23 protein-coding genes and 1 riboswitch are annotated in these 26,847 nt (G+C 32.2%); of the genes, 19 read left to right on the forward strand and 4 right to left on the reverse strand.

From position 1 onward, the window contains the following. The first annotated feature begins 168 nt into the window (after nucleotides 1–168). From EPK97_RS05810 to EPK97_RS05835, 6 genes are all read left to right on the forward strand, one after another. A complete protein-coding gene (locus EPK97_RS05810) occupies nucleotides 169–1,137 on the forward strand; it encodes an alpha/beta fold hydrolase (protein WP_162035662.1) in 969 nt (322 codons plus the stop codon). A gap of 86 nt (nucleotides 1,138–1,223) precedes the next feature. Continuing rightward, a complete protein-coding gene (locus tag EPK97_RS05815; protein WP_162035663.1) occupies nucleotides 1,224–2,054 on the forward strand; it encodes a GNAT family N-acetyltransferase in 831 nt (276 codons plus the stop codon). Between the two features lie 1,014 nt (nucleotides 2,055–3,068). Next, nucleotides 3,069–3,971 carry an ABC transporter ATP-binding protein gene (locus EPK97_RS05820; protein ID WP_162035664.1) on the forward strand — a complete coding sequence of 301 codons (903 nt, stop codon included), beginning with the start codon at nucleotides 3,069–3,071 and terminating at the stop codon, nucleotides 3,969–3,971. Next, the gene (locus tag EPK97_RS05825) at nucleotides 3,971–4,771 is read left to right on the forward strand and encodes an ABC transporter permease subunit (RefSeq protein WP_162035665.1); all 801 of its coding nucleotides are present in this window, start codon (nucleotides 3,971–3,973) and stop codon (nucleotides 4,769–4,771) included. The genes EPK97_RS05820 and EPK97_RS05825 overlap by 1 nt, the downstream gene beginning before the upstream one ends. A 20-nt stretch (nucleotides 4,772–4,791) precedes the next feature. Then, a complete protein-coding gene (locus tag EPK97_RS05830; protein ID WP_162035666.1) occupies nucleotides 4,792–5,370 on the forward strand; it encodes a TetR/AcrR family transcriptional regulator in 579 nt (192 codons plus the stop codon). A 248-nt stretch (nucleotides 5,371–5,618) separates the two neighbouring features. Continuing rightward, nucleotides 5,619–9,080, forward strand: coding sequence for an SCO7613 C-terminal domain-containing membrane protein (locus tag EPK97_RS05835; RefSeq protein ID WP_162035667.1), 3,462 nt, complete (start codon nucleotides 5,619–5,621; stop codon nucleotides 9,078–9,080). A gap of 105 nt (nucleotides 9,081–9,185) precedes the next feature. Here EPK97_RS05835 and EPK97_RS05840 read toward each other — a convergent pair whose 3' ends face one another. Beyond that, on the reverse strand, nucleotides 9,186–9,737 hold the full coding sequence (locus EPK97_RS05840) for a pyridoxamine 5'-phosphate oxidase family protein (RefSeq protein ID WP_162035668.1): 552 nt from the start codon (nucleotides 9,735–9,737) through the stop codon (nucleotides 9,186–9,188). A gap of 247 nt (nucleotides 9,738–9,984) precedes the next feature. On the opposite strand from EPK97_RS05840, the gene EPK97_RS05845 reads away from it, so the two are divergent. From EPK97_RS05845 to EPK97_RS05885, 9 genes are all read left to right on the forward strand, one after another. Further along, nucleotides 9,985–11,244: a D-alanyl-D-alanine carboxypeptidase family protein gene (locus EPK97_RS05845; RefSeq protein WP_162035669.1), complete on the forward strand. Its 1,260-nt coding sequence runs from the start codon at nucleotides 9,985–9,987 to the stop codon at nucleotides 11,242–11,244. A gap of 91 nt (nucleotides 11,245–11,335) precedes the next feature. Then, entirely contained in the window at nucleotides 11,336–11,689 is a 354-nt protein-coding gene (spoIIAA, locus tag EPK97_RS05850; RefSeq protein WP_162035670.1) for an anti-sigma F factor antagonist, read from the forward strand. Further along, a complete protein-coding gene (gene spoIIAB / locus EPK97_RS05855) occupies nucleotides 11,686–12,132 on the forward strand; it encodes an anti-sigma F factor (RefSeq protein ID WP_162035671.1) in 447 nt (148 codons plus the stop codon). The genes spoIIAA and spoIIAB overlap by 4 nt, the downstream gene beginning before the upstream one ends. 10 nt (nucleotides 12,133–12,142) lie before the next feature. Continuing rightward, nucleotides 12,143–12,898: an RNA polymerase sporulation sigma factor SigF gene (gene sigF, locus EPK97_RS05860; protein ID WP_162035672.1), complete on the forward strand. Its 756-nt coding sequence runs from the start codon at nucleotides 12,143–12,145 to the stop codon at nucleotides 12,896–12,898. A 171-nt stretch (nucleotides 12,899–13,069) separates the two neighbouring features. Continuing rightward, nucleotides 13,070–13,708: a stage V sporulation protein AA gene (locus tag EPK97_RS05865; RefSeq protein WP_162035673.1), complete on the forward strand. Its 639-nt coding sequence runs from the start codon at nucleotides 13,070–13,072 to the stop codon at nucleotides 13,706–13,708. Beyond that, a complete protein-coding gene (locus EPK97_RS05870; RefSeq protein ID WP_162035674.1) occupies nucleotides 13,692–14,117 on the forward strand; it encodes a stage V sporulation protein AB in 426 nt (141 codons plus the stop codon). Before EPK97_RS05865 ends, EPK97_RS05870 begins: the two co-directional genes overlap by 17 nt. Before the next feature lie 24 nt (nucleotides 14,118–14,141). Then, nucleotides 14,142–15,617: a spore germination protein gene (locus tag EPK97_RS05875; RefSeq protein WP_162035675.1), complete on the forward strand. Its 1,476-nt coding sequence runs from the start codon at nucleotides 14,142–14,144 to the stop codon at nucleotides 15,615–15,617. Nucleotides 15,618–15,827: 210 nt separating this feature from the next. After that, nucleotides 15,828–17,162, forward strand: coding sequence for a diaminopimelate decarboxylase (gene lysA, locus EPK97_RS05880; protein ID WP_162035676.1), 1,335 nt, complete (start codon nucleotides 15,828–15,830; stop codon nucleotides 17,160–17,162). Nucleotides 17,163–17,198: 36 nt separating this feature from the next. Then, a complete protein-coding gene (locus tag EPK97_RS05885) occupies nucleotides 17,199–17,630 on the forward strand; it encodes a peptidylprolyl isomerase (RefSeq protein ID WP_162035677.1) in 432 nt (143 codons plus the stop codon). A 79-nt stretch (nucleotides 17,631–17,709) separates the two neighbouring features. Here the strand turns inward: EPK97_RS05885 and EPK97_RS05890 are convergent, their stop codons facing one another. The 3 genes from EPK97_RS05890 to EPK97_RS05900 form a co-directional block, all read right to left on the reverse strand. Further along, entirely contained in the window at nucleotides 17,710–18,363 is a 654-nt protein-coding gene (locus tag EPK97_RS05890; RefSeq protein WP_162035678.1) for a DUF975 family protein, read from the reverse strand. Between the two features lie 101 nt (nucleotides 18,364–18,464). Then, nucleotides 18,465–19,025: a bifunctional transcriptional activator/DNA repair enzyme AdaA gene (locus EPK97_RS05895; RefSeq protein ID WP_170295469.1), complete on the reverse strand. Its 561-nt coding sequence runs from the start codon at nucleotides 19,023–19,025 to the stop codon at nucleotides 18,465–18,467. Between the two features lie 150 nt (nucleotides 19,026–19,175). After that, a complete protein-coding gene (locus EPK97_RS05900) occupies nucleotides 19,176–20,411 on the reverse strand; it encodes an MFS transporter (protein ID WP_162035679.1) in 1,236 nt (411 codons plus the stop codon). A 435-nt stretch (nucleotides 20,412–20,846) separates the two neighbouring features. On the opposite strand from EPK97_RS05900, the gene EPK97_RS05905 reads away from it, so the two are divergent. The 4 genes from EPK97_RS05905 to ribD all read left to right on the forward strand — a co-directional run bounded on the left by EPK97_RS05905 (nucleotide 20,847) and on the right by ribD (nucleotide 26,847). Further along, nucleotides 20,847–23,183, forward strand: coding sequence for an immune inhibitor A domain-containing protein (locus EPK97_RS05905; protein WP_162035680.1), 2,337 nt, complete (start codon nucleotides 20,847–20,849; stop codon nucleotides 23,181–23,183). Nucleotides 23,184–23,335: 152 nt separating this feature from the next. Next, nucleotides 23,336–24,127, forward strand: coding sequence for an SRPBCC domain-containing protein (locus EPK97_RS05910; protein WP_162035681.1), 792 nt, complete (start codon nucleotides 23,336–23,338; stop codon nucleotides 24,125–24,127). Between the two features lie 599 nt (nucleotides 24,128–24,726). After that, nucleotides 24,727–25,002, forward strand: coding sequence for a hypothetical protein (locus tag EPK97_RS05915; protein ID WP_162035682.1), 276 nt, complete (start codon nucleotides 24,727–24,729; stop codon nucleotides 25,000–25,002). A gap of 221 nt (nucleotides 25,003–25,223) precedes the next feature. Then, a riboswitch (FMN riboswitch) is annotated at nucleotides 25,224–25,388 on the forward strand. 352 nt (nucleotides 25,389–25,740) lie between these two features. After that, nucleotides 25,741–26,847: a bifunctional diaminohydroxyphosphoribosylaminopyrimidine deaminase/5-amino-6-(5-phosphoribosylamino)uracil reductase RibD gene (ribD, locus tag EPK97_RS05920; protein ID WP_162035683.1), complete on the forward strand. Its 1,107-nt coding sequence runs from the start codon at nucleotides 25,741–25,743 to the stop codon at nucleotides 26,845–26,847.

The following is a 26,847-nucleotide window of genomic DNA, read 5'->3' on the forward strand; positions in this document are numbered from 1 at the left end:
CCCCACTGAAAGAAAGGTTCACTTTATAAAGTTTGTTTTTAGATGAAAACTGACTATTGTCACCATCAATTATGACCTAATTCATATTGTAAACTCTCCTTAACATACATAAACTAATTGAAGATGAAAAACAAGAATTACAAGTGGATATGAGAGGGGAGTATCAATGTGAACAAAGTTAAACCAAAGCTATTTTCAATACATTCAAACGATATGATTCAATACTATTCCATTCAAACAGATGATGAATCCAAACCACTTTTGCTGTATATACATGGAGGACCTGGAGGAGCCAATATAGCACTCTCAAGTATTTTGGATTTAAAAAGTAAATTAACGAAACACTTTTCTATAGTGCAATATGATCAACGAGGATCTGGTAAGACATATAGCAAAAGTTTATTACCTGAAGAACTCTCTATTGATTTCATAATAGATGATTTTAAAAAATTAATTTGTTTCTTATTAGAAAAATATAATCAGAAAAAAATTTACCTAGTTGGTCATTCTTTTGGATCGATCTTAGGACTTCGTTTATGTAAAGAAATTCCACAATTCATTCATGCTTATTTAGGTATATCTCAATTGATAAATATGAAAGAAAGCGAAAGGTATTGTACGCAAGAAGCTTTGAAACTAGCAGAAGAGAAACAAAATCAGAAAGTAAAAACAATGTTAATTCGTAGTATGAACTTGTTTGATAAAAATCAAGTTTCTGAGTACATTAAATTACAAAGAAGCGCCATGGCTAAGATTGGTGGATATAACTTTAACCAAAAATCGTTTAATCCTAACCTGTTGTTTGTTATAAGTGCCCTCTCTCCTCTATATTCAATCAAAGATGCATTTAATATGAAAAAAGGATTGCTGTTTTCTACGGATGTACTCTGGAAGGATATTATGAATATTAATTTATTCAATGAAAACTATCATTATAAAGTACCTATATACTTTATAACAGGAGCAAAAGATATGATTGCCCCATTATATTTAGTAGAAAACTACTTGAAAAATGCAACGGCACCAAAGAAAAAAATAATCTTATTCGAAAAATCTGGTCATTTACCTAATGTAGAAGAGAAAGATTTGTATGAAGAGAAAGTAATCGAGTTATTCATTCACCGCAAAGAAGAATAAACCAAATGATGGTTTCCATAAGATATCCTCTACTATGTTTTCCGTGTTTGTTATAATAAATTAGGAAGAGAAAGGGGAGAATCATGTTGCTTAGTCAGTTGAAATTAACTCAAATAAAAGAATTACAAGAAATCTGTGAAAAAGAAGAACCGATTTCATTAAAATTAAATTGGGATATATTAAGAACACGAAAGGAACAAGAGAAACGAGATTTTTTCTATGAGAAGAATGGAAGATTAATCGGTTTTTTAGGCCTGTATTTGTTCGGTACAAAGGTAGAGGTATGTGGGATGGTTCACCCCGAACATCGAAATAAAGGCATCTTCTCAACCCTATTACAAGAGGCTTTAACAGCATGTGCTAGGGAAGAAGTCTCTTCTATTTTATTAAATGCTCCTGCTCCCTCTATTTCAGGGAAATATTTTTTACAGAACCCACTATATTCTTATCGTTTTTCAGAGTATCAAATGAAATGGAAAGAAACTTCATTATCTCATTCACCTGATGTTATGCTTCGAAAGGCAAGAATAGAAGACCAACAACTAGAAGTTGAATTAGATGTTCAATGCTTTGATTTTAATCAAGATGAGGCGAAAATCTTTAATGAGAGGATTAAAGGGGAGGAAAATAGATCTTTTTATATGATCGATTATGGTGGACAAACTGTTGGGAAAATAACATTAGATCATGCAAATGATGAAACTTGGATATATGGATTTGCTATATTGCCAGAACATCAAGGAAGGGGGATTGGACGTAAAACGTTGATAAATACGGTGTTGGCTGAACAAGAAAAAGGGTATTCTATCTTTTTAGAGGTAGAAGTTTCGAATAAAAACGCTTTGAAACTGTATACAGATTGTGGCTTTCAATCTTATGGTGTTCAAGACTATTATGAAATAAGGCTTGAAGAGTAAATACAATAGTGTTTTCTTAAAGTAAGGATCATATTTGTACTGAGGAAACCTTTTCTCATACTTTTATCTCCTTAATCTGACGTCTTTCTTGAATGATGAAAGCCTAATTCTTCATTTGAGATATTGAGAAATTAGGCTTTTTATTTTTTAAAGTCCTTATAACCTAAAATGAAAAAGGTTTAATTATTTTTTATTGTTAAAAGCTAATTACGTATTTTTTTCAAAGGAACTCCTAATATGAAGCTTAGTAAAGCTGTCATTAATAATATAATTGCGATAGCCAATAAATTAAATGGATCCAAATTATTTATAGAAATAATGTTCCTTAACGGTGTGTAAAGAATTGAAAATAAAATTAGTGAAAGTATAAACATTGACAGTGTAATAACATAAATCAGATTTCTTTTTGTTTTCATTCTTGTTTCTAAAAATTGAGCAATGTAAACTAACAGGACTGAAATTCCAATAGATATTAGAAAAAAATATATTATATTTGGCATGAAGATTTCCATCCTTTCATTTTAATTTGTTTAAAGCTCACCAATAGTTTAACCATCATTTTTTTTAAAAAATAGTACTATCTTTTTGTAGTACCGTACCCATCATTCATATCGGTATCACTATATTTCTTAGTATATTAATGAAATTCTAACTTTGACAGGAAAAGCACTATCTCCGTCAGATTAGTTTTTTATCAGTACCCTCGAATATTCAGCTCTCTTTTTCTAACTTACAAATTCAATTTCAAAGATTTAATTCTTTTACAACATAAAAAGCCAAGTAGATATTCTTCTTAAATTCTATATACATCTTTTTCATATAGGAGCGCGCCCCCTAAACTTCCTCTTATGAACGGTAAAATTAGTGTTATAAAATTAATTAAAATATAAAAATGTACTTTTATAATATTAAAGTATAATTTAATTGGAAATTAAAATTATTTTTGTGTTATAATATACTTATATTAGTTTAAAGTATATTTTTGACCATGTTAATAATAAGGAGGAGAGAATCATGAGTGCAATTTCCACCAAGAATTTAACGAAATATTACGGAAAACACAAAGGAGTTTCTAAAATTAACCTCGATGTAAAAGAAGGAGAGATTTTTGGCTTTATTGGACCAAACGGTGCTGGGAAGTCTACTACAATACGTATGTTAATGCAGTTGATTAACCCAACCTCAGGAGAAATTAAAGTGCTCAATAAAACATTATCAACTGAACAACCATCTTTGAGGAAAAACATCGGGTATTTACCATCAGAAATAAATTACTACAAGGATATGACAGGAAAACAAGTTTTAGAATTTGCAGCTAGAGCGAATGATGTCCAACTAAAAGACACTTCTGCGAAAGAATATGCGGAAATTTTAAACTTTGATATGTCTAAAAAAGTAAAATCATATTCATTGGGTAACCGAAAAAAGTTAGGTATTCTTCAAACCTTATTGCATAAACCCAAACTGCTGATTCTTGATGAACCTACCTCGGGATTGGACCCTTTAATGCAGCATTCCTTGTTTGATTTATTAAAAGAACTGAATGCATCAGGTATGACGATATTCTTTTCAACTCATGTTTTATCTGAGGTTGAAAAGGTATGTGATCGTGTTGCAATCATACGTTCTGGAGAAATCATTCGTACTTCTAAAGTAAGTGAAATACAGGAATCAAAGAAACGGACAATTGAAGTTCAGTTTGTTGAATCAGGGAATTTGATTGAAAAGTATGGTTTGCAGCAAATCGATTCATCTGTGACATTTCAAAATGGCATTCACAGTTTAACAATACAAAAAGAAATTCATACGGCGCTAAAGCAAATCTCAGAAAACCCTATACAAGATATTTCAATTCACAAACCAACTCTAGAAGAGCTATTCATGGAGTATTATGAAAAGGAAGAGGGTGAAAAGTGATGAAAATGAATTTAATTCGAAATGAATTATTTTTAAATCGACGCAGCTTCCTGATTAGTGGTGCAGTTATTTTATTATTTAGTGCAATGTTTGCTGGAATGGCTGATATGTATCTTAGCAATGAACTTATGGTAGACATGTTAAAAACGATGCCACAAGGGTTATTAGATGCTTTTGGTATGGATGCAGAATTAATGACTACCTTTGAAGGTTGGATGGCTGGAGAGCCATTTATGTTTACCGTTTTATTATTAGGAGCCTTCTCGGGGATTTGGGCAGCTACAAGTATTTCTAAAGAAAAAGATCAGCAAACAGGAGAGTTTCTGTTCACATTGCCATATAGCAGAACTAGTATTTTCTTTCATAAAATCTTAGCTCAATTTATTCAAATTACGGCTATTTCAATTGTAAACTTACTTATTGTTTTTACTTTTGGTTCTCTTTTTAGCAGTATTGATTCTCCTAAAACAGTTATGATGTTAATGTTAGGTGCATACTTCATAAGCTTGGCTTTTGCAGGAATTGGTTATGCTATTACATCTATATTATCATCCGAACGTGCTGCTATTTCATTAGGTGTTGGGATCGTTCTAGTATCCTTTTTATTAAACATGCTTTCTTCGTTAAATGAAAAGTTGAATTGGATGGCAGACTTCAGTTTGTTTTCCACGTTTGATACGAAGCAAATCGTGTTGGAAGCTAGTTTGACAATGCCTGGTATATTCATTACATTAGGGATATATTTAGCCGGGATTCTAATAGGCAATATTATATTTGTACGAAGAGATATTACGATGTAAAGTTATTAGGAGGAGCTTCATTGAGTCGTAAAAAAGAACAAATTCTTAAAAAAGCAAAGGAACTTTTTATGGAGCAGGGATTGCAGGAGACTAGCTTGGAGCAAATTGCTGAGGAAGTCCCTGCTTCCAAGATGACCATATATAAACATTTCTCCAATAAAGAAGGGTTAATAGAACATGTGTTAAATGAAATTGTTGATGAAATCACTACAGATTTTTACGCAATGCTAGATCATGCCAATGATAATCCTTTGGAAGGGTTAATGGAATTACAGCATTATGAAGGAGCAGATAAGATATCTGAAGAGTTTATTATGGATTTAGTGAAATATTATCCTCAACAAGCACAGAGATTATTAACTTATCAAAGGGAGGAACTCTTCCCGCGATTTGAACATTTCCTTTTTGAGGCTCAGAAAAAAGGCCAAATTCGCAAAGACATTTCCCCCCATGTTCTAACTTTGTTTATCATGAGTATAAAACAGTTTTTTTCTAAACCTGAAAATTTGGTAGGAATCACGGATATTAATACGATTAGAGATCAGTTTATGACGTTATTGTATTATGGGATTATCTCACCAGATCATAAAGAAACTTAGGAATAACCTATCAACTTATAAAACAGTAATCCTAAATGTTAAAATAGAACCATCTCCTTATTTTTGGGTGATGGTTTTTCTAGATATCTAATTATGAAAAACAAAAAGTGAGGTACTAAAAAAAAATAGTACTTATTAGCAAAAGATGTCTATGATAACATCATTCATAATAGAGTTATTTATCAAAATGATTCCAATTTAAAGGAATGGTGATTATGAGGCATTTTTCTAAAAAGGAAAGAAGCGTTATGTTTAATGAAGAATTAGATGCTTTACGCAACGGAAAATATATTCATGATGAGATATATGAAAATGTAAAAAGCGCTCATCAACGATATACCTCCAAGATGAAATCAGAAGAAAACACTTTAGCTGCTCCTACTTCAACGAATGACGAATCTAAGCCTATAAAAATTCATGATCCAACAAACAAAGAAGTACAACAAAATTTATCAAATGATAAAGATCATGCTGAGGTTTTGATTCCTAAGAAAGTGAAGTCTCCAATACCTAAAAAAGTAAAATCAGCTGAACAAATAAGAGATCGGAATATTACTTGGACACTAATTTTAGGTGTGATTTTGCTTTTAATAGGAGGTTTATACGTTGCCACTAGTAATTGGAGTATCATGGCGAATGAAATGAAGATCATGTCCATCGCCCTTGTTTCTACTTTGTTTTTCGGCATAAGCTGGTTTTCATTTAAATTATTAAAAATTGAAAAAACAGCATTTGCATTCTTAACATTAGGCAGTTTGTTCATTCCTATCGTTATTTTATCTGCTGGATATTTTCAATTGTTTAATGAGTGGTTTTCTTTAATGGGAGAGGGTAGGTATTTATTTATTGGATTAGGTGCTTTGGTTTGTTTACCAATATATATGCTTATTGCACATAAATTTAAATCAAGAATGTTTGTCTGGATTAGCTTTGTTACTTCCTCAATTTGTGTAGGTTTCTTATTAGCTGCATTGCATTTATCCAATGATGCCTTTTATTTTGGAATCATGGTTTATAATGCGATTCTATTAGTTGGTTACCATAAATTTAATAAACTCCAAAAACATCAATTATTCATTAAAGAACTGCCGAATTATGCACAATTAAATTTAGTTTTAAGTACTTTCCTGATGTTAATGATATTTGAAAACGCTCTGTTTTATAGTTTTAATGTGATATTAACAGCCATATTGTATATGTCTATGTTTTTTGTATATCAAACCAAACATTATCATTTTGTGTTCAGTGCTTTATTGGTTTACGGTTTATATCAATTTATAGAAAATTCATTTTTACAACAATTTAACGTTATTTTCATTGCTCTCATTGGATTTGTATTTATTGGGTTGCAATTTGTTCTAGAAAAGGATCAATACTTAAAAAAGATGTTTCAATATACGAGTGGAGTTATTTCTTTTTTCGCATTCATTTATATTAGTCTTCAAGGTGTTTTACTACAATTGCATCAACCATCAACATTTATGTTTTTGGCATATGTTTTAATCTCATTAAATTACTTGTATCTATCTTTTAAAACCAAACGTATACTGTTTTCCTATTTAACTCCGATATTTTTTATTGTTGCTGGATATGAATCCTTTGAGATTGTTTATGATCTCATTAATTTGATGTATTTTGAGTGGTATATGTTTGGATATGCTGTTGTGATATTTGCAGTTTTTTATTTGTTCAATCAATGGGAACTGACTTCAACGATAAAAATAAGCAGTTTGATTATTTCTATGTTAACAATGATATATGTAATGGGAATGGCTTTATATCATGGGAGTTTTTTTGAAGTGTTTCTGATGTTGTTTGTTTTTGGCTTCATTATATTAGCAATTTTTAAGACGAATCAAAATATATATGTACGTGATTTAACGGCTGTATTAATCCCAATTATATGGTTGTTAAGTGGAATCTTTAGTTTTGGTTATATAATCAATGAAATAAAAATAGGATGGTACGAACTAATATTAGGGTTACCTTTTCATCTTAGTGTTTGCGGACTTGTATTACTCGGCATAAGTCAGTTCTGGAAAAAATTAAAGGAACACGAATTAAGTTTAACAACATTTATTATTTCCCAACTTTCATATACGGGAGGGTTATTCCTTCTATTAAGTCCTAATGTAGAGGAGACATTTTTAAGACCAACTTTGCTGCTTATAGGTATAGGGATGCATATTCTATTAGCGATGAGATTAAAAATCAACGGATTATGGCTATTTTCAAGTGTAACAAGTTTGTTTTTCCTTTTGTCGTTAATTTCAGCCTTTAATATTAAAAATGATCTATATCTGTCCATCTATTTATTGTTCATTCCTGTTGTTTTACTAAGTGCTTATGAATGGATTGGTAGAAAATACGAAGTCATTAAACCATATTTCTTTTGGACAGCTCATTTTTATTTACCCTTTGCTGTACTAGCTAGTCTGTACATGTTTGATTTTGTAGATGCAAATCCGAATGCACTAATCCTAGCTTTATTGGTGTATATTTATAGTGTAATAAAAGCAAATAATGAGTGGTTTATAAAGCTGTTTTTATATTCATCTTTTACGATTTTACTAATGCTTGTAAACTACAATATTCTTTATTATGATGTTTCATTTATTAAAATAGATTTCGTACTTTTCATAACCAGCATGATAATAGGAGTTTTATGGTTATTCATGAATAGTATTTGGAGGAAGAGGATTGATTTTTATTTAATTCCTTTATCCATGATTGGAATTGTGACTCTTGTCGTAAATGCAAATACAGCTTTAGCTAACGTTGTGATCGGTATGATATATATCGTTTTTACACTTTATTTACTTCATCAAAGAAGATGGACTTTATTAAATTTCATTCCATTATTGTTATCTATCCTCTTATTAGTTCAATATCAACATCATTTAAGTAAACAGGTTATGATTATAGTTTGTATAGCAGGATTCTTCATATTAAAAGTGGTCGGTGAAATTTGTTTTAAATTCATTATACAAATTAAAAAAAATCATTACATTTTTATAGATTGGTATACATTCATTTCATTCCTATACATGATCATGTTGTATCAGTTTATTGATTTGAAAGATCCTCTATGGCTGCAGTTAGTTCCTGCAATTTTAACAGTGTATTGGATTTTTTCTCATATAAAAAGAGTGAAGTTGAATTTAACTAAAAAAATAATGACAACACTTACAGCTGTTAGTCTTTTTTATCCATATTACATTTCAATTATGAATTTAGAGCTTCCCAAAATAATAAAGGTTGAATGTTATGTATTACCTTGGATCGTGTTGACGGTGGTATTATCAAAAATGACTTGGAAGCAAAATTATAACCAAATGAAATGGGTACAAGCCATAATAGTACTGATTGTAGCAGTTATTTTAGTGATTGATGCTCAGTTAAGTTATACGATGAATGATGCGGTAATTCTAGGAACATTATCTCTCATCTCATTATTAGCTGGTTTGCATTATAAAATGAAATCTTACTTCTTCATTGGAAGCGGAGTGTTATTGTTAAATCTATTTATTCAAACAAAACCTTTATGGGGAAATGCACCGTGGTGGGTCTATTTATTAGTAGCAGGGATGAGTCTTATTGGATTTGCTAGTTATTATGAATGGCAAAAGAAGAACAAAGAAAAAGATCAAAACTCAAACGTAAAAGGAAAGATGAAAAAAATGATAGATAAACTTAAAGATTGGGACTAAAGTTTATTTAGTCCGCAATTCCTATAGGTGGTTACTGAACCTTAGAGGGAGTAGTCTCCTTCTGAGGTTCAGATATATTTGAATTTCTCCTTAAGTATTGATCCTTTATCTGTTTATTGGAAACTTCTCATCCAATCTGGCTCCATGTTTATCAATATATTCATCTAGTATACCTTGTGAGGTCTTGTTTTTAGTCCATTTTATGAGTACATCTCTATCCTCTACATAATCCATGATTGGAACACCGAATCCACAACTTGTTTGTACCGCCTCAATTTTAATATTGAAAATCTGTCTTGCTGATTTTGGATCAATATCTGGAAAATGATCCTGTAATAATTCAGCGTATGTTTCTGCTTGTTTTTCAATCACTTCACCATACCCGTAAACGCGTAATATCAGTGGTTTTTGATCAAAACTATTCCACATGATTGTAATTTTTTTATTGTCTCTTAAATGATTTGCTGTTTCATTCCCACTACCTGCATAATCCAAGTAAATGATAGATTGGTTGTTTACAATTTTTAAACAGTCATAACCTTTTGGGGATAAATTAATCCTTCCATCATCTGAGGGTGCTGTTGCAGTGAAAAACATATGTTGCTTTTGAATAAATTCAATTAACTCCTCATTGAGTTCTGTTAAAAATTTGCCCATAACTTCTCCTCCCTAAAAAACCTAAAAACGCTATATATTATTTTTCATTTAAATTTATTATGTCTAAATATTCCTAAACTTTCAATAAACTTTTTCCAACATATGAAAATATAATTTACACACTACTAGACTGGTTGAGATGAAATGGTTCTAATCATGGGATTAAATATTTATTTTAATATGGAATAATTTACATGAGATTAGTAAACACTGTATACAAGTAATTCATGCTAGGAGGAGACATGTAATGTACAGAAAACACTTAATCTATTTTTTAAGCACAGTATTATTCATAAGTATGATATTCCCAGCTCAATTGATTGCCAATGAACCTGAAGAAAAACAGATAGATTTAGCTCCAAATTCTCATTCTGCGATGTTGATAGACGCAGATACGGGTACCATCATTTATGAAAAAAATGCTCATGATCGTTTACCTCCCGCTAGTATCACAAAAGTGATGACCATGTTACTAATTATGGAAGCACTTGATAGCGGAAAAATACAAAAAGATGAGATGGTTCGAACTAGTGAATTAGCAGCATCTATGGGAGGGTCTCAGATTTTTTTAGAAGTCGGAGAAGAGATGAGTGTTGAAGATATGCTAAAAGGCATAGCGATGGCTTCGGGTAATGATGCATCTGTAGCGATGGCTGAAAAAATAGCAGGATCAGAAGAAATGTTTGTTCAGATGATGAATGATCGGGCAAAAGAACTTGGATTAGAGAACACACATTTTGAGAATAGTAATGGATTACCTGCGTCAGAACATTATTCAAGTGCTCATGATATTGCAATGATGTCTAAAGAGTTATTAAAACATGAAATGATCACACAATTCACAAGTAAGTATCAAGATTATTTACGTAAGGATACAGATGATCCTTTTTGGTTAGTGAATACGAATAAGTTAGTTAGATTTTATCAAGGAGCAGATGGACTGAAAACGGGTTATACGAGTGAAGCTAAGTATTGTCTTGCAGCAACTGCAAAGAGAAATGAAATGCGTGTGATAGCTGTTGTTTTAGGTGAACCTAGTACAAAATCCAGAAACTATGAAGTGTCTAAGTTATTTGATTATGCTTTTTCTCAATACACAAATTATCCTATTTTTAAACCAGGTGAAATGATCGGTACGATCCCAATTGAAAAAGGGGATGTTCGAAATATTGAGATTGTAGCAAAACAACAATACAGCGTGTTGATGAAAAAAGGGGAATCCAAAGAAAACATAAAACATGAAATTGAATTAGAATCAGAAATAAAAGCACCCGTTACTTTAGGACAAACGGTTGGGAAATTAAAGATCTATCAAAATGGAGAAAAAATTAAAGAAATTGATCTTGATTCTCCTATCGAAGTGAGAGAAGCAAATTATTGGCAGATCTTAAAAAGAACTCTGGAAAAAGTACTATTTATTCAAAAAAAAGATGAACTAAAAATAGAAAATCAACCTAATGATTTAGAAGAAAATACGAGAGAAAATAAAGAAGAAAATGTCAAATAAACAAAGTTCTCTTCTAGTTTTGTCGAAGAGCAGGAATTATTAAATGTAATGTAGAAATGCTTCATCATCAGTTAATAAGGAGTGAAGAACTATGAGTCTGCACGTGCAGATATCTAATCAAGGTGAAGCATTGATCGTTAGACTACAGGGTGAACTTGATCATCACACATCAGAACTGCTACGAACAAAAATGGAGAGTGCGATAATACAGGAAAATAGTAATCATATCGTTTTAGTACTTAAGGATCTATCATTTATGGATAGCTCAGGTTTAGGGGTTATATTAGGACGATATAAACAAATTACGAATAAAGGTGGAAGGATGGTTGTATGTAACGTCAATTCTTCAATCTATCGACTTTTTGAAATGTCTGGTTTGTTTAAAATATTAACTATTGAAGAAGATGAAGAACAAGCTCTTTCTAGTTTGGGGGTTGTATCATGAAAATGAATAATTATATGGCTCTTCAATTTATGAGTAAATCTGAAAATGAAGCTTTTGCAAGAATTACAGTGGCTGCGTTTGTTTCTCAGTTAGATCCACAAGTAAACGAACTAACAGACATTAAAACAGTGGTTTCTGAAGCGGTAACTAATTCAATTATACACGGTTATGAGAATAAACCAGAGGGTATGATTTCGATTACTGCAAAAATAGAAGAAGATACAGTTTATATCACTGTAGAGGATGAAGGGTTAGGCATCGAGAATTTAGATGAGGCAATACAGCCTTTATATACATCAAAACCTGAGTTAGAGAGGTCAGGTATGGGGTTTACGATTATGGAGAATTTTATGGATGAAGTTGAGATCAATTCAGCCTTAGGAAAAGGAACTAAGGTAACTATGATGAAGCGGATTGAATCAAAAAAAGCTTTATACAATTAGGGGTATGAATATGGATGTGGATTTGAATAACAAGACACATAAATATCTAAAGGACAATGAAGTCAAAAGATTGATTGCTTTAAGTCAAACTGGTGATATGGTAGCGAGAGATACTTTAGTGAATAATAATATTCGTTTAGTATGGTCTGTCGTACAACGGTTTTTAAATCGAGGATATGAGCCAGATGATTTGTTTCAAATTGGATGTATAGGATTGTTAAAATCAGTTGATAAATTTGACTTATCTTATGATGTCAAATTTTCCACCTATGCTGTTCCGATGATTATAGGTGAAATACAACGTTTTCTCAGGGATGATGGGACCATAAAGGTGAGTCGTTCCTTAAAAGAAATGGCTAATAAAGTGCGAAAAATAAAGGATGAGCTTACTAAAAGATTAAATCGAATACCTACCATATCTGAAATAGCAGAAGAACTAGATGTAACCCCAGAGGAAGTAGTGTTTGCACTTGAAGCCAATAAACCTCCTTCATCCATTCATGAAACCGTTTTTGAAAATGATGGAGATCCTATTACTCTCATGGATCAAATTTCAGATGATACACAGGATAAATGGTTTGAAAACATTGCTTTAAATGAAGCCATTCAATCATTAAGTGAAAGAGAACAGCTCATTGTATACTTAAGGTATTATAAAGATCAAACCCAATCAGAGGTTGCACTCCGATTGGGAATATCACAAGTACAAGTATCTAGATTGGAAAAGAAAATATTACGAACGATTAAAGCTCAGATAGCATTATGACTATCTGAGCTTTTTTACGTACATACTATGAAGAAGATTTAGAAAGTCCCAATTTTTTCAGCACAGGAAGTACTATTCCAGCATTACAATCTTCTTGAAACGGAACTTTTTAAACCTGATGTCACATCAATGAGTGACTTCACTTTTTGGGGTATGTTAGGGGTGGTGGTGATGAATAACAACCAGCAGGTATTATATTTAAGGTTAAGGAAATCGATCAAATTAACAAAGGGAAAACCGATCTATTTAGGACATATTGCTCAAATCATCATTGATCCTGAATGGGAGATGATATTAAAGAAGCTATTAATTAAGCAACCAAAAGATGAACTGAATTTAGTCATTGATTTAATGATGATTATAAAAAAAGTGAAGGAAGTCCTTCCAGATGTAACCATAGAATATTTTGGAGAACCACATGTATTTGTAGAATTTGAGGATAATAAACCTTCACCTAGTATTATATTCATCGCTTTAGTATGGTTGTTATTATTTGTGGGTTCTGGTTTAGCTATTATGAACTTTCATGCTGATGTAAGTATGGAGGAAGTTCATCAAAAAATTTATACATTAGTAACAGGGGACGAAATAGACTCTCCCTTACTTCTGCAAATCCCATATTCATTAGGATTAGGTATTGGGATGATATTATTTTTTAACCGGTTATTTAAGAAGAAATTTAGTGAAGAGCCTTCACCCCTTGAATTAGAGATGTTTATGTATAAAGAAAATATGAATCAGTTTCTAATTACAAAACAATTTCAACAGAATGATAAGCGAAGTGGTTCAGATGATGGAACTGTTTCGTAATGTTTTAGTTATATTTATAGGGGTATCTGGAGGTATAGCAGTAGGAAGCGGTTTGGTTGCTTTTTTAACAGTTCTGGATGTTGTGCCTCGTTTAACACAGCTTACTAAATCCAATAAGTTTCTATATTTATATGAATCCGCTGTTGTAATTGGGGCGGTATTTTGGACATTTACTGATTTTTATAAATGGAATTTTCACCTTTTTCCGTTAAGTACCATAATATTTGGCTTATTCGCTGGTGTTTTTGTTGGAATGATAGCAGCTGGGTTAACGGAAGTATTAAATGTTTTACCTATATTAGCGCAAAGAATGAATATGTCAAAGTACATTATAGTTTTATTAATGGCTATGGTATTGGGGAAAATTATTGGATCACTTTTTCAATGGATAGTATATCGAACATTGTAATTGCAGCATGAAAGGAAGTAAACGATGGCAGAAGAAAATAAAGAAAAGATACCTATTCCAAAGGATATAAAAAAAGTTAAAGAAGCTTTGAATGAACATATTGGATTAGATAGCAGCTTTGATGTTTTGTTTAGGGAAATGGAATTTGGAACAAAGAAGACTGGATTATTATATATTAATGGATTTGCCAAGGATGATGTGTTAACAGAGATCTTAAAAAGATTGAGTTATTTAAAACGTGAGGAGTTAGTTCCTAAGGTATTATCAAGTTTTTTGGATAAATATATTCCTCATATCCAAGTCGAGGTTGAAGATGATCTAACTAAAACCGTGAATAGTGTTTTAGCTGGAATGTGTGCTTTTTTTGTTGATGGAGAAACACGGGCTATTGTAATTGATGCAAAAGTTTTTCCAATAAGAGGTATTGACGAACCTTCTTTAGAAAAAGTAGCACGTGGTTCTAGAGATGGATTTGTTGAAACAATGCTTACTAACGTTACTTTAGTTCGACGTAGATTACGTGATCCTAATTTAAAGTATGAGGTCATGAATGTTGGTAAAAGAACAAAAACAGATGTATGTATTGGATATCTTGATGATGTTGTTGATAAAAATTTAGTGGAATCTGTAAGAGATAAAATAAAAGAAATCAAAGTTGATGGTATTCCAGTAGCAAATAAGCAGTTAGAAGAAATTATTTTTGGGAACGGCTGGAACCCATTTCCTATGGTGAGATACTCAGAACGTCCTGATGTTATAGCTGCTCATTTATTAGACGGACATGTTATTTTATTTGTTGATACTTCACCAAGTGCGATGATTTTACCAGCTACTTTTTTTCATCATGTGCAGCACGCAGAAGAGTATACCGACGCTCCCGTTGTAGGTACATATTTAAGATGGGTACGATTCTTTGCGATTTTTGCCTCGATTTTTGTACTGCCCATTTGGTTTTTATTTGTAATTGAACCTAGTCTTAAACCGGATGCTTTAGAGTTTTTGGGACCTAAAGAAACAGGTGAACTTCCGATTCTTTTTCAATTTATATTTGCAGAGATTGGTACGGATCTCATGAGAATGGCATCGATCCATACCCCAACTCCTTTTGCAATTGGACTTGGATTAATATCTGCCATCATATTAGGAGAATTTGCAGTTCAAACAGGTCTATTTGTATATGAAGTTATATTATATTTAGCTATAGCTATGATGGGCATGTATGCAACACCTAGTTATGAATTAAGGCTTGCTAATCGCATGACTAGACTAATTTTATTAATTTTAGTTGCTTTGTTTAAAGTTCCAGGTTTAATTATTGGAACAACATTGATTATATTAATATTGGTTTTTACAAGATCCTTTAATGCACCCTATTTGTGGCCGTTTATTCCGTTTGATGCAAAAGCATTTTTCACTATTGTATTGAGAAGACCCATTACTCATGATAATAATCGACCAAGCATTACAAATCCGCAAGATGAAACTAAACAACCAACCTAAAACATTAATTGGAGATCATATGATGAAGTATATCAGTTCAATCTTGAACTGGTATATTCTTTAATTTTTAAAAGAAGGGTGAGCTCCCTTTTATTAGACTTACATCCCCAATTGTTAAGATTACAGTAATGCCGTATTGTTTTCTACTGCTTGATATGATAATTTATTAATAATATGATGATTTTATTTCAGAAGAGGGGAAATTGAACAATGTATTTACATGGTACAAGTAGAGTGAATAATAATGGACATCTAGAGATAGGTAGATGTGATACAACAAAATTAGCTAAACAATTTGGCACTCCTTTATATGTAGTTGATGAAGAACTGGTTCGACAAAGATGTCGTGAATATATGGATGCCTTTCGTGAGTCTGGATTAACTTTTCAGGTTGCTTATGCAAGTAAAGCATTTTGTGTGAAAGCAATTTGTCGTGTGATGGATGAAGAAGGGTTATCATTAGATGTTGTATCTGATGGTGAATTATATACTGCACTTGAAGCAGGTTTTCCTCCTGAAAGAATTCATTTCCACGGAAATAATAAAACACCTTTTGAAATCGAAATGGCCCTAGATGCTAATATCGGTTGTTTTGTGATTGATAATTTTGTGGAATTACATTTATTAAATGAGTTAGCAGGACAAAAAGGAAAGAAAGTAAAAGCTTTATTCCGTGTAACACCAGGTGTTGAAGCTCATACGCATGAATTCATTTCTACAGGTCAGACTGATTCAAAATTCGGCTTTGATATTGGCAATGGTTCAGCTATGAAAGTGATGGAGGATGCTTCTCAACTAAATAATATTATTATCTTAGGTGTGCATTCTCACATTGGCTCTCAAATCTTTGAAGTTGAAGGTTTTAAGTTAGCTGTTGAAAGAGTTGCAGAATTTGCTGTAAAAGTACGTAAACAATTAAATATAGAATATGATGTGATAAATCTAGGTGGAGGATTTGGAATTCGTTATTCAAATGAAGATACACCTCTTCCAATTCCAGAATATGTAGAAGCAATCACAGATGCAATTAAAGATAATTTCACAAAAAATGAATATCCAATGCCAGAAATTTGGGTAGAACCAGGTAGAAGTATTGTAGGAGAGGCAGGTTCTACGTTATATACCGTAGGTACGCAAAAAGATATTCCTGGAGTAAGAAAATATGTAGCTGTAGACGGTGGAATGACTGATAACATTCGTCCTGCACTTTATAACTCTCCTTATGAAGCGATGTTAGCAAACCGTGCAAATGATAAAAATGAAGAAGTTGTATCTATTGCTGGTAAAGCATGTGAAAGTGGAGATATGCTGATATGGGATTTGGAATTACCTAAAGTAAATTCAGGTGATATTCTTGCAGTTTCGTGTACAGGAGCATATAATTATGCAATGGCAAGTAATTACAATCGTATTCGCAGACCTGCGGTAGTTTTTGTTAAAGATGGTGAGGCGGACTTAGTTGTAAATAGAGAAAGCCATGAAGATATTGTTGGTAATGATGTGATTCCTGAACGTTTACGCAAACAAGAGGCAATCAAATCATAAATGAATGATTGATTTATAAAAAAAGGAGTGATTATAATGGACAAACAAGTAAAAATTAAAATGGAAGATGGTGCTGAGATCCTTATTGATTTATTTGAGAAGGATGCACCTAATACGGTAGCTAATTTTGAAAAACTAACAAATGAAGGATTCTATAACGGACTTACATTTCATCGTGTAATTCCTGGTTTTGTTGCACAAGGAGGTTGTCCAAACGGGACAGGTACGGGTGGTCCTGGATACCAAATTGATTGCGAAATCAATCCAAATAAACATGAGCGTGGATCATTAGCTATGGCTCATGCTGGACGTAATACAGGTGGAAGCCAGTTTTATATTTGTTACCAACCACAACCTCACTTAGACGGACAACATACTGTTTTTGGAAAAGTATCAAAAGGTATGGAATTTGTAGATGCTATTAAACAAGGTGATAAAATGGCTGAAGTAACTATCTCCGAGAAGTAAAAATAATTTTTGAAAAATCATTTATCCCAACAAGAAGTTGTATCTTCTTGTTGGGCTTTTAATCTCATTTCACTGGATATTATGAAATTACTTCTTTATTTTGATTGCTTATATCATCATAAAACGATGCCAATGACGTATTCATATAAGGGATCAGGAATATGAATCCAATTCCAAATGAGAATGCACTTAAAAGTACCCAACCAATGAAACTAAGGTTTAATATGAAATACTTCCATTTATAACCCTCCATGAGTTTATTACTTTCCTTTATTGCTTCAAATACAGTTAACTCAGGTTTATCTTTAAGAATATAATAAACTTGTGAGTAAGCAATGGATTTAATAATTCCAGGAATGATTAATAATAACATCCATAACAATACAAATAGTCCAACTAATAAACTAAGTCCAATTGTTTTTAATGCTAGTTTTGAATCAGAATAAACGATAAATACATCTTTTAATTTACCAGGTTGTTTTCTACTTAGTTCTAAAAAAAACCAGGTTGTTCCTACTGAAAGAGGGATAATTACGATCTGTATGATGAAATTTAATAGGTCAACACCTAAAATCGAAAGACTCTCACCAACCCACCCGCTAAGTGATATTTCTAATAAAAAAGGAAGTAGATAATAAAATCCGCTATACACGACTAAAGTAACTGAAACTGCTAATCCCCAATTTCCTTTTAAAGATTCTAAAGCATGTTGTTTTATTTCTTTTCTTGTCATTCTTTGCTTAACTCCTTTGGTTTCAATTATGATATAAATTAAACTAAATTTCATTATATCAAGCCAACAAGTCATAGAACAATAGTAAATATTTAAATCGATTAGTATCCTTTATTAGATACTTCTAGCTTACGAAATTGTGAAGGTGAGTATCCTGTAAATTTTTTAAAGACGGTTGAAAAATAAGCTGTACTATTAAAACCATGGTTAAGAGCAATATCAGTAATTGTCAGACTTGTATGGATAAGTGTTTCCTTTGCTTTTATTACACGGAATTCTTGTAAAAATTCAAGAGGAGGCTTTCCTGTTTGTTTTTTAAAAGTACGAACTAAATGATAAGGATCTACAGCTATAGCAGCCGCAATTTGGTTTAATTGTACTTCCTCCTGATAGTTTTGTTTCATATATGAAATTGCTTTATTTGAGATATCCTCTGATGATTCAACCCATGTTCTATCGGTTGGGCAACATCTTTTACATGGTCGAAAACCATTCTGTAAAGCCTCTGCTGTAGTAGTATATATATTCACATTTTTTTGATTTGGTATTTTAGATTTACAAGATGGACGACAAAAAATTTGTGTGCTTTTTACAGCATAAAAAAACAAACCATCAAATGATTTATCATTATTGACAATTGCATCCCAAGTTGATTGTTTCAATAGAATAAACCTCCCTTTAAAGTTAGTATATCCTAATCACTCTGTTTCTTGAAGAATTTAAAATTTAAAGTCAAGATATTAAAAACCAAAAGGAAAACATGTAAGATGTCCTAATTATGGATTCAACATTGAAAGTTTTACTCTTAGCATTTAAAAAGGGTTTTCAATCTGCTCTTTTTCAAGTGTTAACCCTTTTTTTCGTATTACAAGGTGAACAAAACCAAATACCGCAGAAGAGGTTAAGAGAATTCCTGATAAAATATATACTAACTTAACTCCGATAAGATCAGTTATAATCCCAATACCCATAATAGAGAAAATAAAAATGAATTGAACTAAGGTGGATCTTGCGGCAAGTATTTTTGTTAATGTTTTTTCATCTGTACTATTTTGATACATCGTTTCCTGTGCAAGATCTCTAATCTGAAAGGAAGGTCCCATAAAAACAACTAGTACAAGTGCCAAATAAGCATTTGTTGCTACTCCGTAAATGATAGTTAATATCCCAAATACAAATGAACCAGCTAGCATAAACATGACCAAACGACCTTTCATTATATTTGATAGGCGATAGACTAAAAACCCTCCTATAAGCGTTCCGAAATAGTAACCACCATTAATATATCCCCACCATGTTTCTCCTTTTCCTAGAGCTTCTTGTACATAAGTTAGTGTGACAGCTCCTATCCATATCGTACCTACCCATGATTCCATGATATCCATTAAAACCAACACTCTTGTTCCTTTATGTTTATATAAATATTTCCAACCAGAAGTAAGTCTTTTGAACAATTTTTCTTGAACTTGAACGATTGTAGAGTGTTCCCCTTCTCTTACTACAAATAAACTAATCATGGATAATGATGTGAGAAATAAAGTAAATAGCAAAGTAATTTCCTTTCCTAATAATGACAACATGACTCCTCCTAATGTCCAACCAGCAAATAAAAAAGTTTGATCTATCGTAGCAATGAAGCTATTTGCTTTCACTCTGGTAGACTCTGGGACGATGGAGCGGACGATTGAACTTTTTAAAGGAGAGAAAAATCCATTTAAAAAAGACATACCAGCTAATAACACGAAGAATAAAATGTAAATGCTAAAAGAAAGCTTTTGAAAAAACAAACTATATAAACCTACTAATATAAAAATTTGGGTTATCTGTGAAAACTTCAAAATTGTTGTTGATTTGTATTTATCAGATATTGAAGGTAAGTAGATGCTGCTAAACATATGAGTAGTCACGCTTGTTAAAGTTACTGCTGCAGATAATGTTGTTGATCCTGTTTCATTGTACAAATACATAACGACGGTCATTGTATACAATGCAAAAGCAAGGTTTGTTGCAGTTTGGCTTACGACTAAGGCATAAAAAGAACGATTCATAAACATTAACCTACTTTCTAAATGAAAATATATAATATGTGTTGAAATGTATTTTACTCTAATTCTTTTGTCAACACATTAGACAAATTCTCTAGATCATCCTACAACTTTAGTTGTAGGAAAGCTAAATATGAAACTAATAATCTATTAAACAAAAAAAGATAGGAATTCATTAAATCCTATCGATATAATTTAGTTTGGTAATGAATTAAATTGGTATTGCATTAATGTGTTATAAGTTATCAATTCATGAATATGTTAACATGGTAATACAAGGAGGTGATGACATTGTTAATGCTTACATTCTTATTTCACCCAACATAAATAAGAGCAGATTGAATAGAATGTTTTCATAATTAGACAATTATGGCTAATTAAACATGCTTTTTTATTGCTATTTACTATTAATTCACTTAAATTATTGGAGGTATATTCATGTTAAAGAAGAAGTTATTCCCTCTTTGTATGTCAATGGCATTAGGTTTTAGTATTTTTGCAGGATCTGTTTCTCCTGGAGTAAACGCAACAGACGTACAATCTACTTCTAGCACTTTTGATTTTTCAATTGCAAATGATGAGAAATTAATAGAAATGCTAAAAGATAATGGTACCATTGCACAGGATGCAAGCCTTGAAGAAGCTTATAAAGGTTTATCAACATATTTAAGTAAGCGTTCTCAATCTGGTAAAGGCGAAGAGGGTGAGTTAGCTGAATTTGAGAAAAAACGTAATGATACTTTGATGAATAAAGCTTCAAACAATGGATTGTTAAATGGAAAAGGAAATAAATTGGGACAAAAAGATGGTGTGGATCCAATTGAACTTGAACCTTGGAATGGTGAACAAAGAAAAGACAATGTTCTTATCCTTCTTATAGATTTTCCAGACTTCCCACACAATAACATTCAACCAGATGAAACAGATATGTATTATGAGGATTATAGTGTAGAACATTTTACAAATATGGCATTTGGTGACAATGGGTACGTAGGACCAAATGGAGAAACTTTAATCTCTATGAAACAATTATACGAACAGCAATCAGGTGGAAGTTATACAATAGATGGTCAGGTTGCAGGTTGGTATACTGCTGAACATGAAGCAGCTTATTATGGTGGTAATAATGAAAGTGATAATGATCAAAACCCTAGAGATTTGGTAAGAGAAGCTTTATTAGCAGTAAGTGAAGATCCAACTATAGATTTAAAAGAGTATGACCAAGAAGATCGTTATGATTTAGATGGTGATGGCGATTTACGTGAGCCGGATGGTTTAGTTGATCACCTTATGATTGTTCATGCTAGTGTAGGTGAAGAAGCAGGTGGAGGTAGTTTAGGAGAGGATGCAATTTGGTCACATCGTTCTAATCTACGTGGTGTATTCACAATGCCTGGTACAGAAGCAGATGCACCTTACTGGGGTGGATTAATGGCAGCTTATGATTATACAGTTCAACCTGAAACAGGAGCTACAGGTGTATTTGCACATGAGTATGCACATGATTTAGGATTGCCAGATGAATATGATATATTCTATACAGGTCAAGGTGAGCCAGTTTCATATTGGTCTATCATGTCAAGCGGAAGCTGGGCAGGTCTTGTTCCAGGAACTGAACCTACTGGTTTTAGTGCTTGGGCTAAGGAGTTTTTACAAGCTACAATGGGTGGTAATTGGTTAACAGGTACAACTGTTCATGTCGATGATATCGATGAGAACGGAATTGAAATCCTACTTGATCAGGCTAGTTCAAAAGGAATAAATGATGATGCTGTACGCATTGACTTACCTAATAAAGTAAAACAATTTAATGAACCATTTAGTGGGGAGCTTGAGTTTTTCAGTGGAAAAGGGGATGATTTAGACAACTCTATGTCTACATCTTTAGATTTAACTGCTGCTACAAGTGCTTTACTAACTTTTAAAACTTGGTATCAAATTGAATTGGATTGGGATTATGCTTCTATTCAAGTAAAAGAAGAAGGAACAAATGAATGGGTATCTGTTCCAGGTAATTTAACAACAGATTATGATCCTAATGAACAAAATCCTGGTTATGGAATTACGGGTCATTCAGATGGATGGGTTGATGGAATTTTTGATTTATCTGAATTTGCAGGCAAATCAATCGACTTGCGTTTTAACTATTGGACAGATGTTGCTTACATTGACCCTGGGTTCTATGTAGACGATATTTCTCTTGAAGTTGATGGGGAAGTTGTATTATTTGATGATGCAGAAGCAGATAGCTCCTTTGAACTTGATGGATTTGACTTAAATGATGGAACGATTGAGTTTAAACATTACTATTTACTTGAGTGGAGAAACTATGATGGTGTAGATGAAGGTTTATCTCATATTCGTCGTGGTGATAGTGTAATGACATTCGAGCCAGGTTTACTAATTTGGTATGCAGATGAATCTTTTGATGCAAATCTAGTTGGAAATCATCCAGGTGATGGTTTCTTAGGAGTAGTTGATGCTGATCAGAATGTAGTTAAAACTGGTGGTAATTCACCAGCAATCACAAGATACCAAGTTCATGATGCTACATTTGGTCTTCAACAAGATGAAAAAATGTTCCTAGAATTATCTAACGATACAATTAAGGATAATCATACTACAATTCAGCCAATGTTTGATGATAGTCAATCATATATTAGCTCTCAAATCCCGGATGCAGGACGTAATGTTCCTGAGTATGGTTTGAAAGTTCGTGTAATTGGTGAAAGTGATGATTTAAGTGCAGCAAAAATTATCATTACTCGTGACTAATATTTTAGAATGAATCTATTAAACCTCTTGAGGTAATTTCTCAAGGGGTTTTTTCATGTATTGCAAAATTAAATCAAACATGTTACTATAAAGTCACTTCATAAATGTGACCTAAAGGTAACCTAATAACATAAGGAGGATGTATAACAGTTATGGACGATCAAGATTTAACTCTTATGTTCAAAGCACTTGGTCATCCTATTCGAAGGGATATTCTTGATTTACTGAAAAGTAAACCAAAAACAACAAGTGAATTAACAGTGCATTTTAAAAATGTAAGCAGATATGCGGTAATGAAACATTTAAATATATTGGAGCAAGCAAACCTTTTGTTAGTTAGAAGAGAAGGACGAACAAGAGTAAACTATATCAATATTGTTCCACTGCATCAAATGTTGGATCGTTGGTCCACTCGTTACCAATCAAATTTTGCAAGTTCAATCGTCTCTTTAAAAACAAAAATTGAAGGGAGTAACAATGATATGGGTTTGGTACATGATAGTTTTCAAATTGAACAAGAAATCATGATTGAAGCTAGCCGTGAAAAAGTGTATGAGGCAATGACAAAGGGGATAAATGACTGGTGGTCATATCGTCTTTGTGGAGAAGGATCAACACTGACATTTGACCCTAAGGTTGATGGAAAATTTTTAGAATTTAATGAAAATGGGAAAGCCGCGCTATGGGGTACTGTAATTAAGATTAATCCACCTGAAGAAATTCGTTTGAGTGGATTATTAGGAATGGAAGGTGCAGTAAACAGTGCTTATTCCTTTAAATTAGAAGAGAAGGGTTCATCAACTGTATTGAAACTTTCTCATCACGCGGTTGGATTAATGAATCCTGATTGGCAGAAGTCTCACAATGAAGGATGGAAAGAACTTCTTGGAGAGTTTCTGAAAAACTATGTAGAGAAAAAGGAAAAACCTAAACCACAAAAATAATAACATCTCTGAAAAAAGTCACATTAAATTATGTTGTAATAGTGTGACTTTTTTTGTGTTGGAAAGGAGACTTTATTCCGATACCACTTTTAAGGGATCCAATAAGGGCTTTAGTTCTATATCTTAAGTATTTATAAATATTCTTTATTTTAATGTATGTGCATTGGTCGAAAATTATAAAAAGAGGTGATAAATGAAGCACCACCTTCATATTATCACCTACATAAAAGGAAAAAAATGATTAGATTTATTTTAACATGATTAATGGACTAAATCTACATATTTATACTAAAAAAATAATTTTTATTCAATAATGTAATAACTGAGTAAACGATCTAATAAACATTGTTAATTCGGATATAGCAATTATTACATTATAATTTAAGTGTAGTAAAATAAGGACTATAATTAAGTCAAATAAATGTTTGGTGGGGAGAGTCATGGTTTTTAGGAGGCACTTATGCAACATATTGTTCATTTTATTGTTTATACTAGTTATGCTTTACTTTTTTGAAGTAGACTTTAAAATAAGTTTAGCTATTGTTACTATACTTTTCTTTTTGTTAAAGAGTAGGAGTTATCGAATCAAGGGAAAAAAATTGAGTGAGTATTCTTTTTTTTTCTTCAAGGAATATGAAATTAATATTAATGATATAAAAGAAATCGAAATGATAACAATTATTAAAAATTTAAGAATTATTATTACCGTAAAAGGGCCTAGAGAAGATCGTTATAAATTAATCATGAAAAATGGTGATATATATGAGATACCTTCATATTACTACAATAAAAACAGGACGCTTGGTAGATATTTGAGTGAAGTCCATCAAATTAAGAAAAAAGAAATGGATAAGTATACTTTTTCAGCTAATTGAGAGTTAATATAACTTTTTCACGGACTTACAATTTATGAGGCGATCCAAATAAATTAAATATGATTTTTGTTATCAGACAAAAAAAAGAAATTTATCACAATTATTCGAATATTATTGGTATACTAAAGATGAAGAGAAAAGCACTTTATTTTAAACATCTTGCATTTTTTCTCATTAAGTGGTAGTATTTTTATAGCAAGTGAGTTTTTTAAACTAAATAACATTTCCTTCGGGGTCGGGTGAAATTCCCAACCGGCGGTGATACTTTTTACGGAAATCGTAAAACAGTTCAGTCCGTGACCCGTGTTATTGAATTATTTCATATAACCGGTGGATCTGGTGCAACTCCAGAGCCGACAGTAAAGTCTGGATGGGAGAAGGAAGGCGTTAAAGACTTTTAGGTTTAATTTATGAACCCTCAAATTTGTGTTCTATAAATCAACCTAAAAACGTTGTGAGGATTTGGTTTAAAGATGCTTTATATATGTGTCTTTATGTGCTTTTTTTCACAAAGGTAATGAGTTTATTTGTGCTTCATAGATTCACATATAAATTTATTAAAGTCATTATAGCTTTCATATACCATTTTAGCCCCTTTTATTTAAAAAGGGGCTTTTTGAATGTTTTATACCTGTAACGACACTTTATTAAATGTTTTTAAATGGGTCTCTGGAAAGCAATAGACAAAGTTATGGAAATTTTGTTCTACTTTTTGGGGGATATGAAAGGTGGTATTTTTTGAATCAATTAAATGATGAAACTTATATGAAACTAGCTTTACAAATGGCTGAAACGACAAAGGGACAAACTGAATTAAACCCTGTAGTAGGTTGCGTCATTGTAAAGGAAGGCAGAGTGATCGGTATGGGAGCTCACTTAAAAATGGGTACAGCTCATGCTGAAGTACAGGCTTTGAACATGGCAGGGGAAGAAGCCGAAAACAGCACAGCATATGTAACACTTGAACCTTGCAGCCATTATGGTAAAACGCCCCCATGCGCTGAACGGTTAATACAAGAGAAGGTAAAACGTGTTGTCGTGGCATGTACAGATCCAAATCCACATGTGGCGGGAAGAGGAATTCAAAAATTAAGAAACGCTGGTATAGAGGTGGATGTTGGGTTATTAGAACAGGAAGCGATTCAATTAAATGAAATATTTAATAAATACATTATAAATAAAATGCCTTTTGTTACTTTAAAAACAGCATCCACGTTAGATGGTAAAATCGCTTCAAAAACAGGAGATAGTAAGTGGATTACCAATGAAAGTTCTCGTGAGTTTGTCCATACGTTACGACATCAGCATCAAGCGATTATGGTGGGAGTAGAGACAGTGATAGCAGACGATCCATCCCTTACGACAAGGCTTTCTGTTGATGGAATACAACCGATTCGTATTATTGTGGATTCCAATTTAAGAACTCCACTTGATTCAAAAGTAATTCATGATCAAAACCATAAAACAATATTGTTATCAACAGAAAATGTTTCCTTAGATAAAATCAAACAATTTGAGGAGCTGGGTGTGGAAATCATTTTGTGTGGTTCAGATTTACAAGTAAACCTGACCTTGGCTATGCAGCAATTGTCTGAACAAGGAATTGGATCCATTTTATTAGAAGGCGGAGGACGTTTAAATGGAGCAATGTTAGAGGCAAAATTAATCGATAAATTCATATTATTTTATGCTCCAAAAATTATCGGTGGTGAAGAATCACCAACAAATTTTCTTTTTCCTGGATTTAAAAATATGAGTGATGCTATCGTTTTAGAAAACATACAGACTCAATCCTTTGAAAATGATATATGTATTACAGGGTATCCTAATTATGGAGGTGACTAA

The sequence above is a fragment of the Chengkuizengella sediminis genome, from assembly GCF_010078385.1.
Lineage (GTDB): Bacteria > Bacillota > Bacilli > Paenibacillales > KCTC-33759 > Chengkuizengella > Chengkuizengella sediminis.

Coding starts and splice junctions, on each gene's coding strand:
- EPK97_RS05885 (WP_162035677.1), top strand. CDS start 17,199: ATGGACAAACAAGTAAAAATTAAAATGGAAGATGGTGCTGAGATCCTT.
- EPK97_RS05865 (WP_162035673.1), top strand. CDS start 13,070: ATGAATAACAACCAGCAGGTATTATATTTAAGGTTAAGGAAATCGATC.
- lysA (WP_162035676.1), top strand. CDS start 15,828: ATGTATTTACATGGTACAAGTAGAGTGAATAATAATGGACATCTAGAG.
- EPK97_RS05875 (WP_162035675.1), top strand. CDS start 14,142: ATGGCAGAAGAAAATAAAGAAAAGATACCTATTCCAAAGGATATAAAA.
- EPK97_RS05825 (WP_162035665.1), top strand. CDS start 3,971: ATGAAAATGAATTTAATTCGAAATGAATTATTTTTAAATCGACGCAGC.
- spoIIAA (WP_162035670.1), top strand. CDS start 11,336: ATGAGTCTGCACGTGCAGATATCTAATCAAGGTGAAGCATTGATCGTT.
- sigF (WP_162035672.1), top strand. CDS start 12,143: ATGGATGTGGATTTGAATAACAAGACACATAAATATCTAAAGGACAAT.
- EPK97_RS05870 (WP_162035674.1), top strand. CDS start 13,692: ATGGAACTGTTTCGTAATGTTTTAGTTATATTTATAGGGGTATCTGGA.
- EPK97_RS05835 (WP_162035667.1), top strand. CDS start 5,619: ATGTTTAATGAAGAATTAGATGCTTTACGCAACGGAAAATATATTCAT.
- spoIIAB (WP_162035671.1), top strand. CDS start 11,686: ATGAAAATGAATAATTATATGGCTCTTCAATTTATGAGTAAATCTGAA.
- EPK97_RS05820 (WP_162035664.1), top strand. CDS start 3,069: ATGAGTGCAATTTCCACCAAGAATTTAACGAAATATTACGGAAAACAC.
- EPK97_RS05900 (WP_162035679.1), bottom strand. CDS start 20,411: ATGAATCGTTCTTTTTATGCCTTAGTCGTAAGCCAAACTGCAACAAAC.
- EPK97_RS05910 (WP_162035681.1), top strand. CDS start 23,336: ATGGACGATCAAGATTTAACTCTTATGTTCAAAGCACTTGGTCATCCT.
- EPK97_RS05840 (WP_162035668.1), bottom strand. CDS start 9,737: ATGGGCAAATTTTTAACAGAACTCAATGAGGAGTTAATTGAATTTATT.
- EPK97_RS05890 (WP_162035678.1), bottom strand. CDS start 18,363: ATGACAAGAAAAGAAATAAAACAACATGCTTTAGAATCTTTAAAAGGA.
- EPK97_RS05845 (WP_162035669.1), top strand. CDS start 9,985: ATGTACAGAAAACACTTAATCTATTTTTTAAGCACAGTATTATTCATA.
- EPK97_RS05905 (WP_162035680.1), top strand. CDS start 20,847: ATGTTAAAGAAGAAGTTATTCCCTCTTTGTATGTCAATGGCATTAGGT.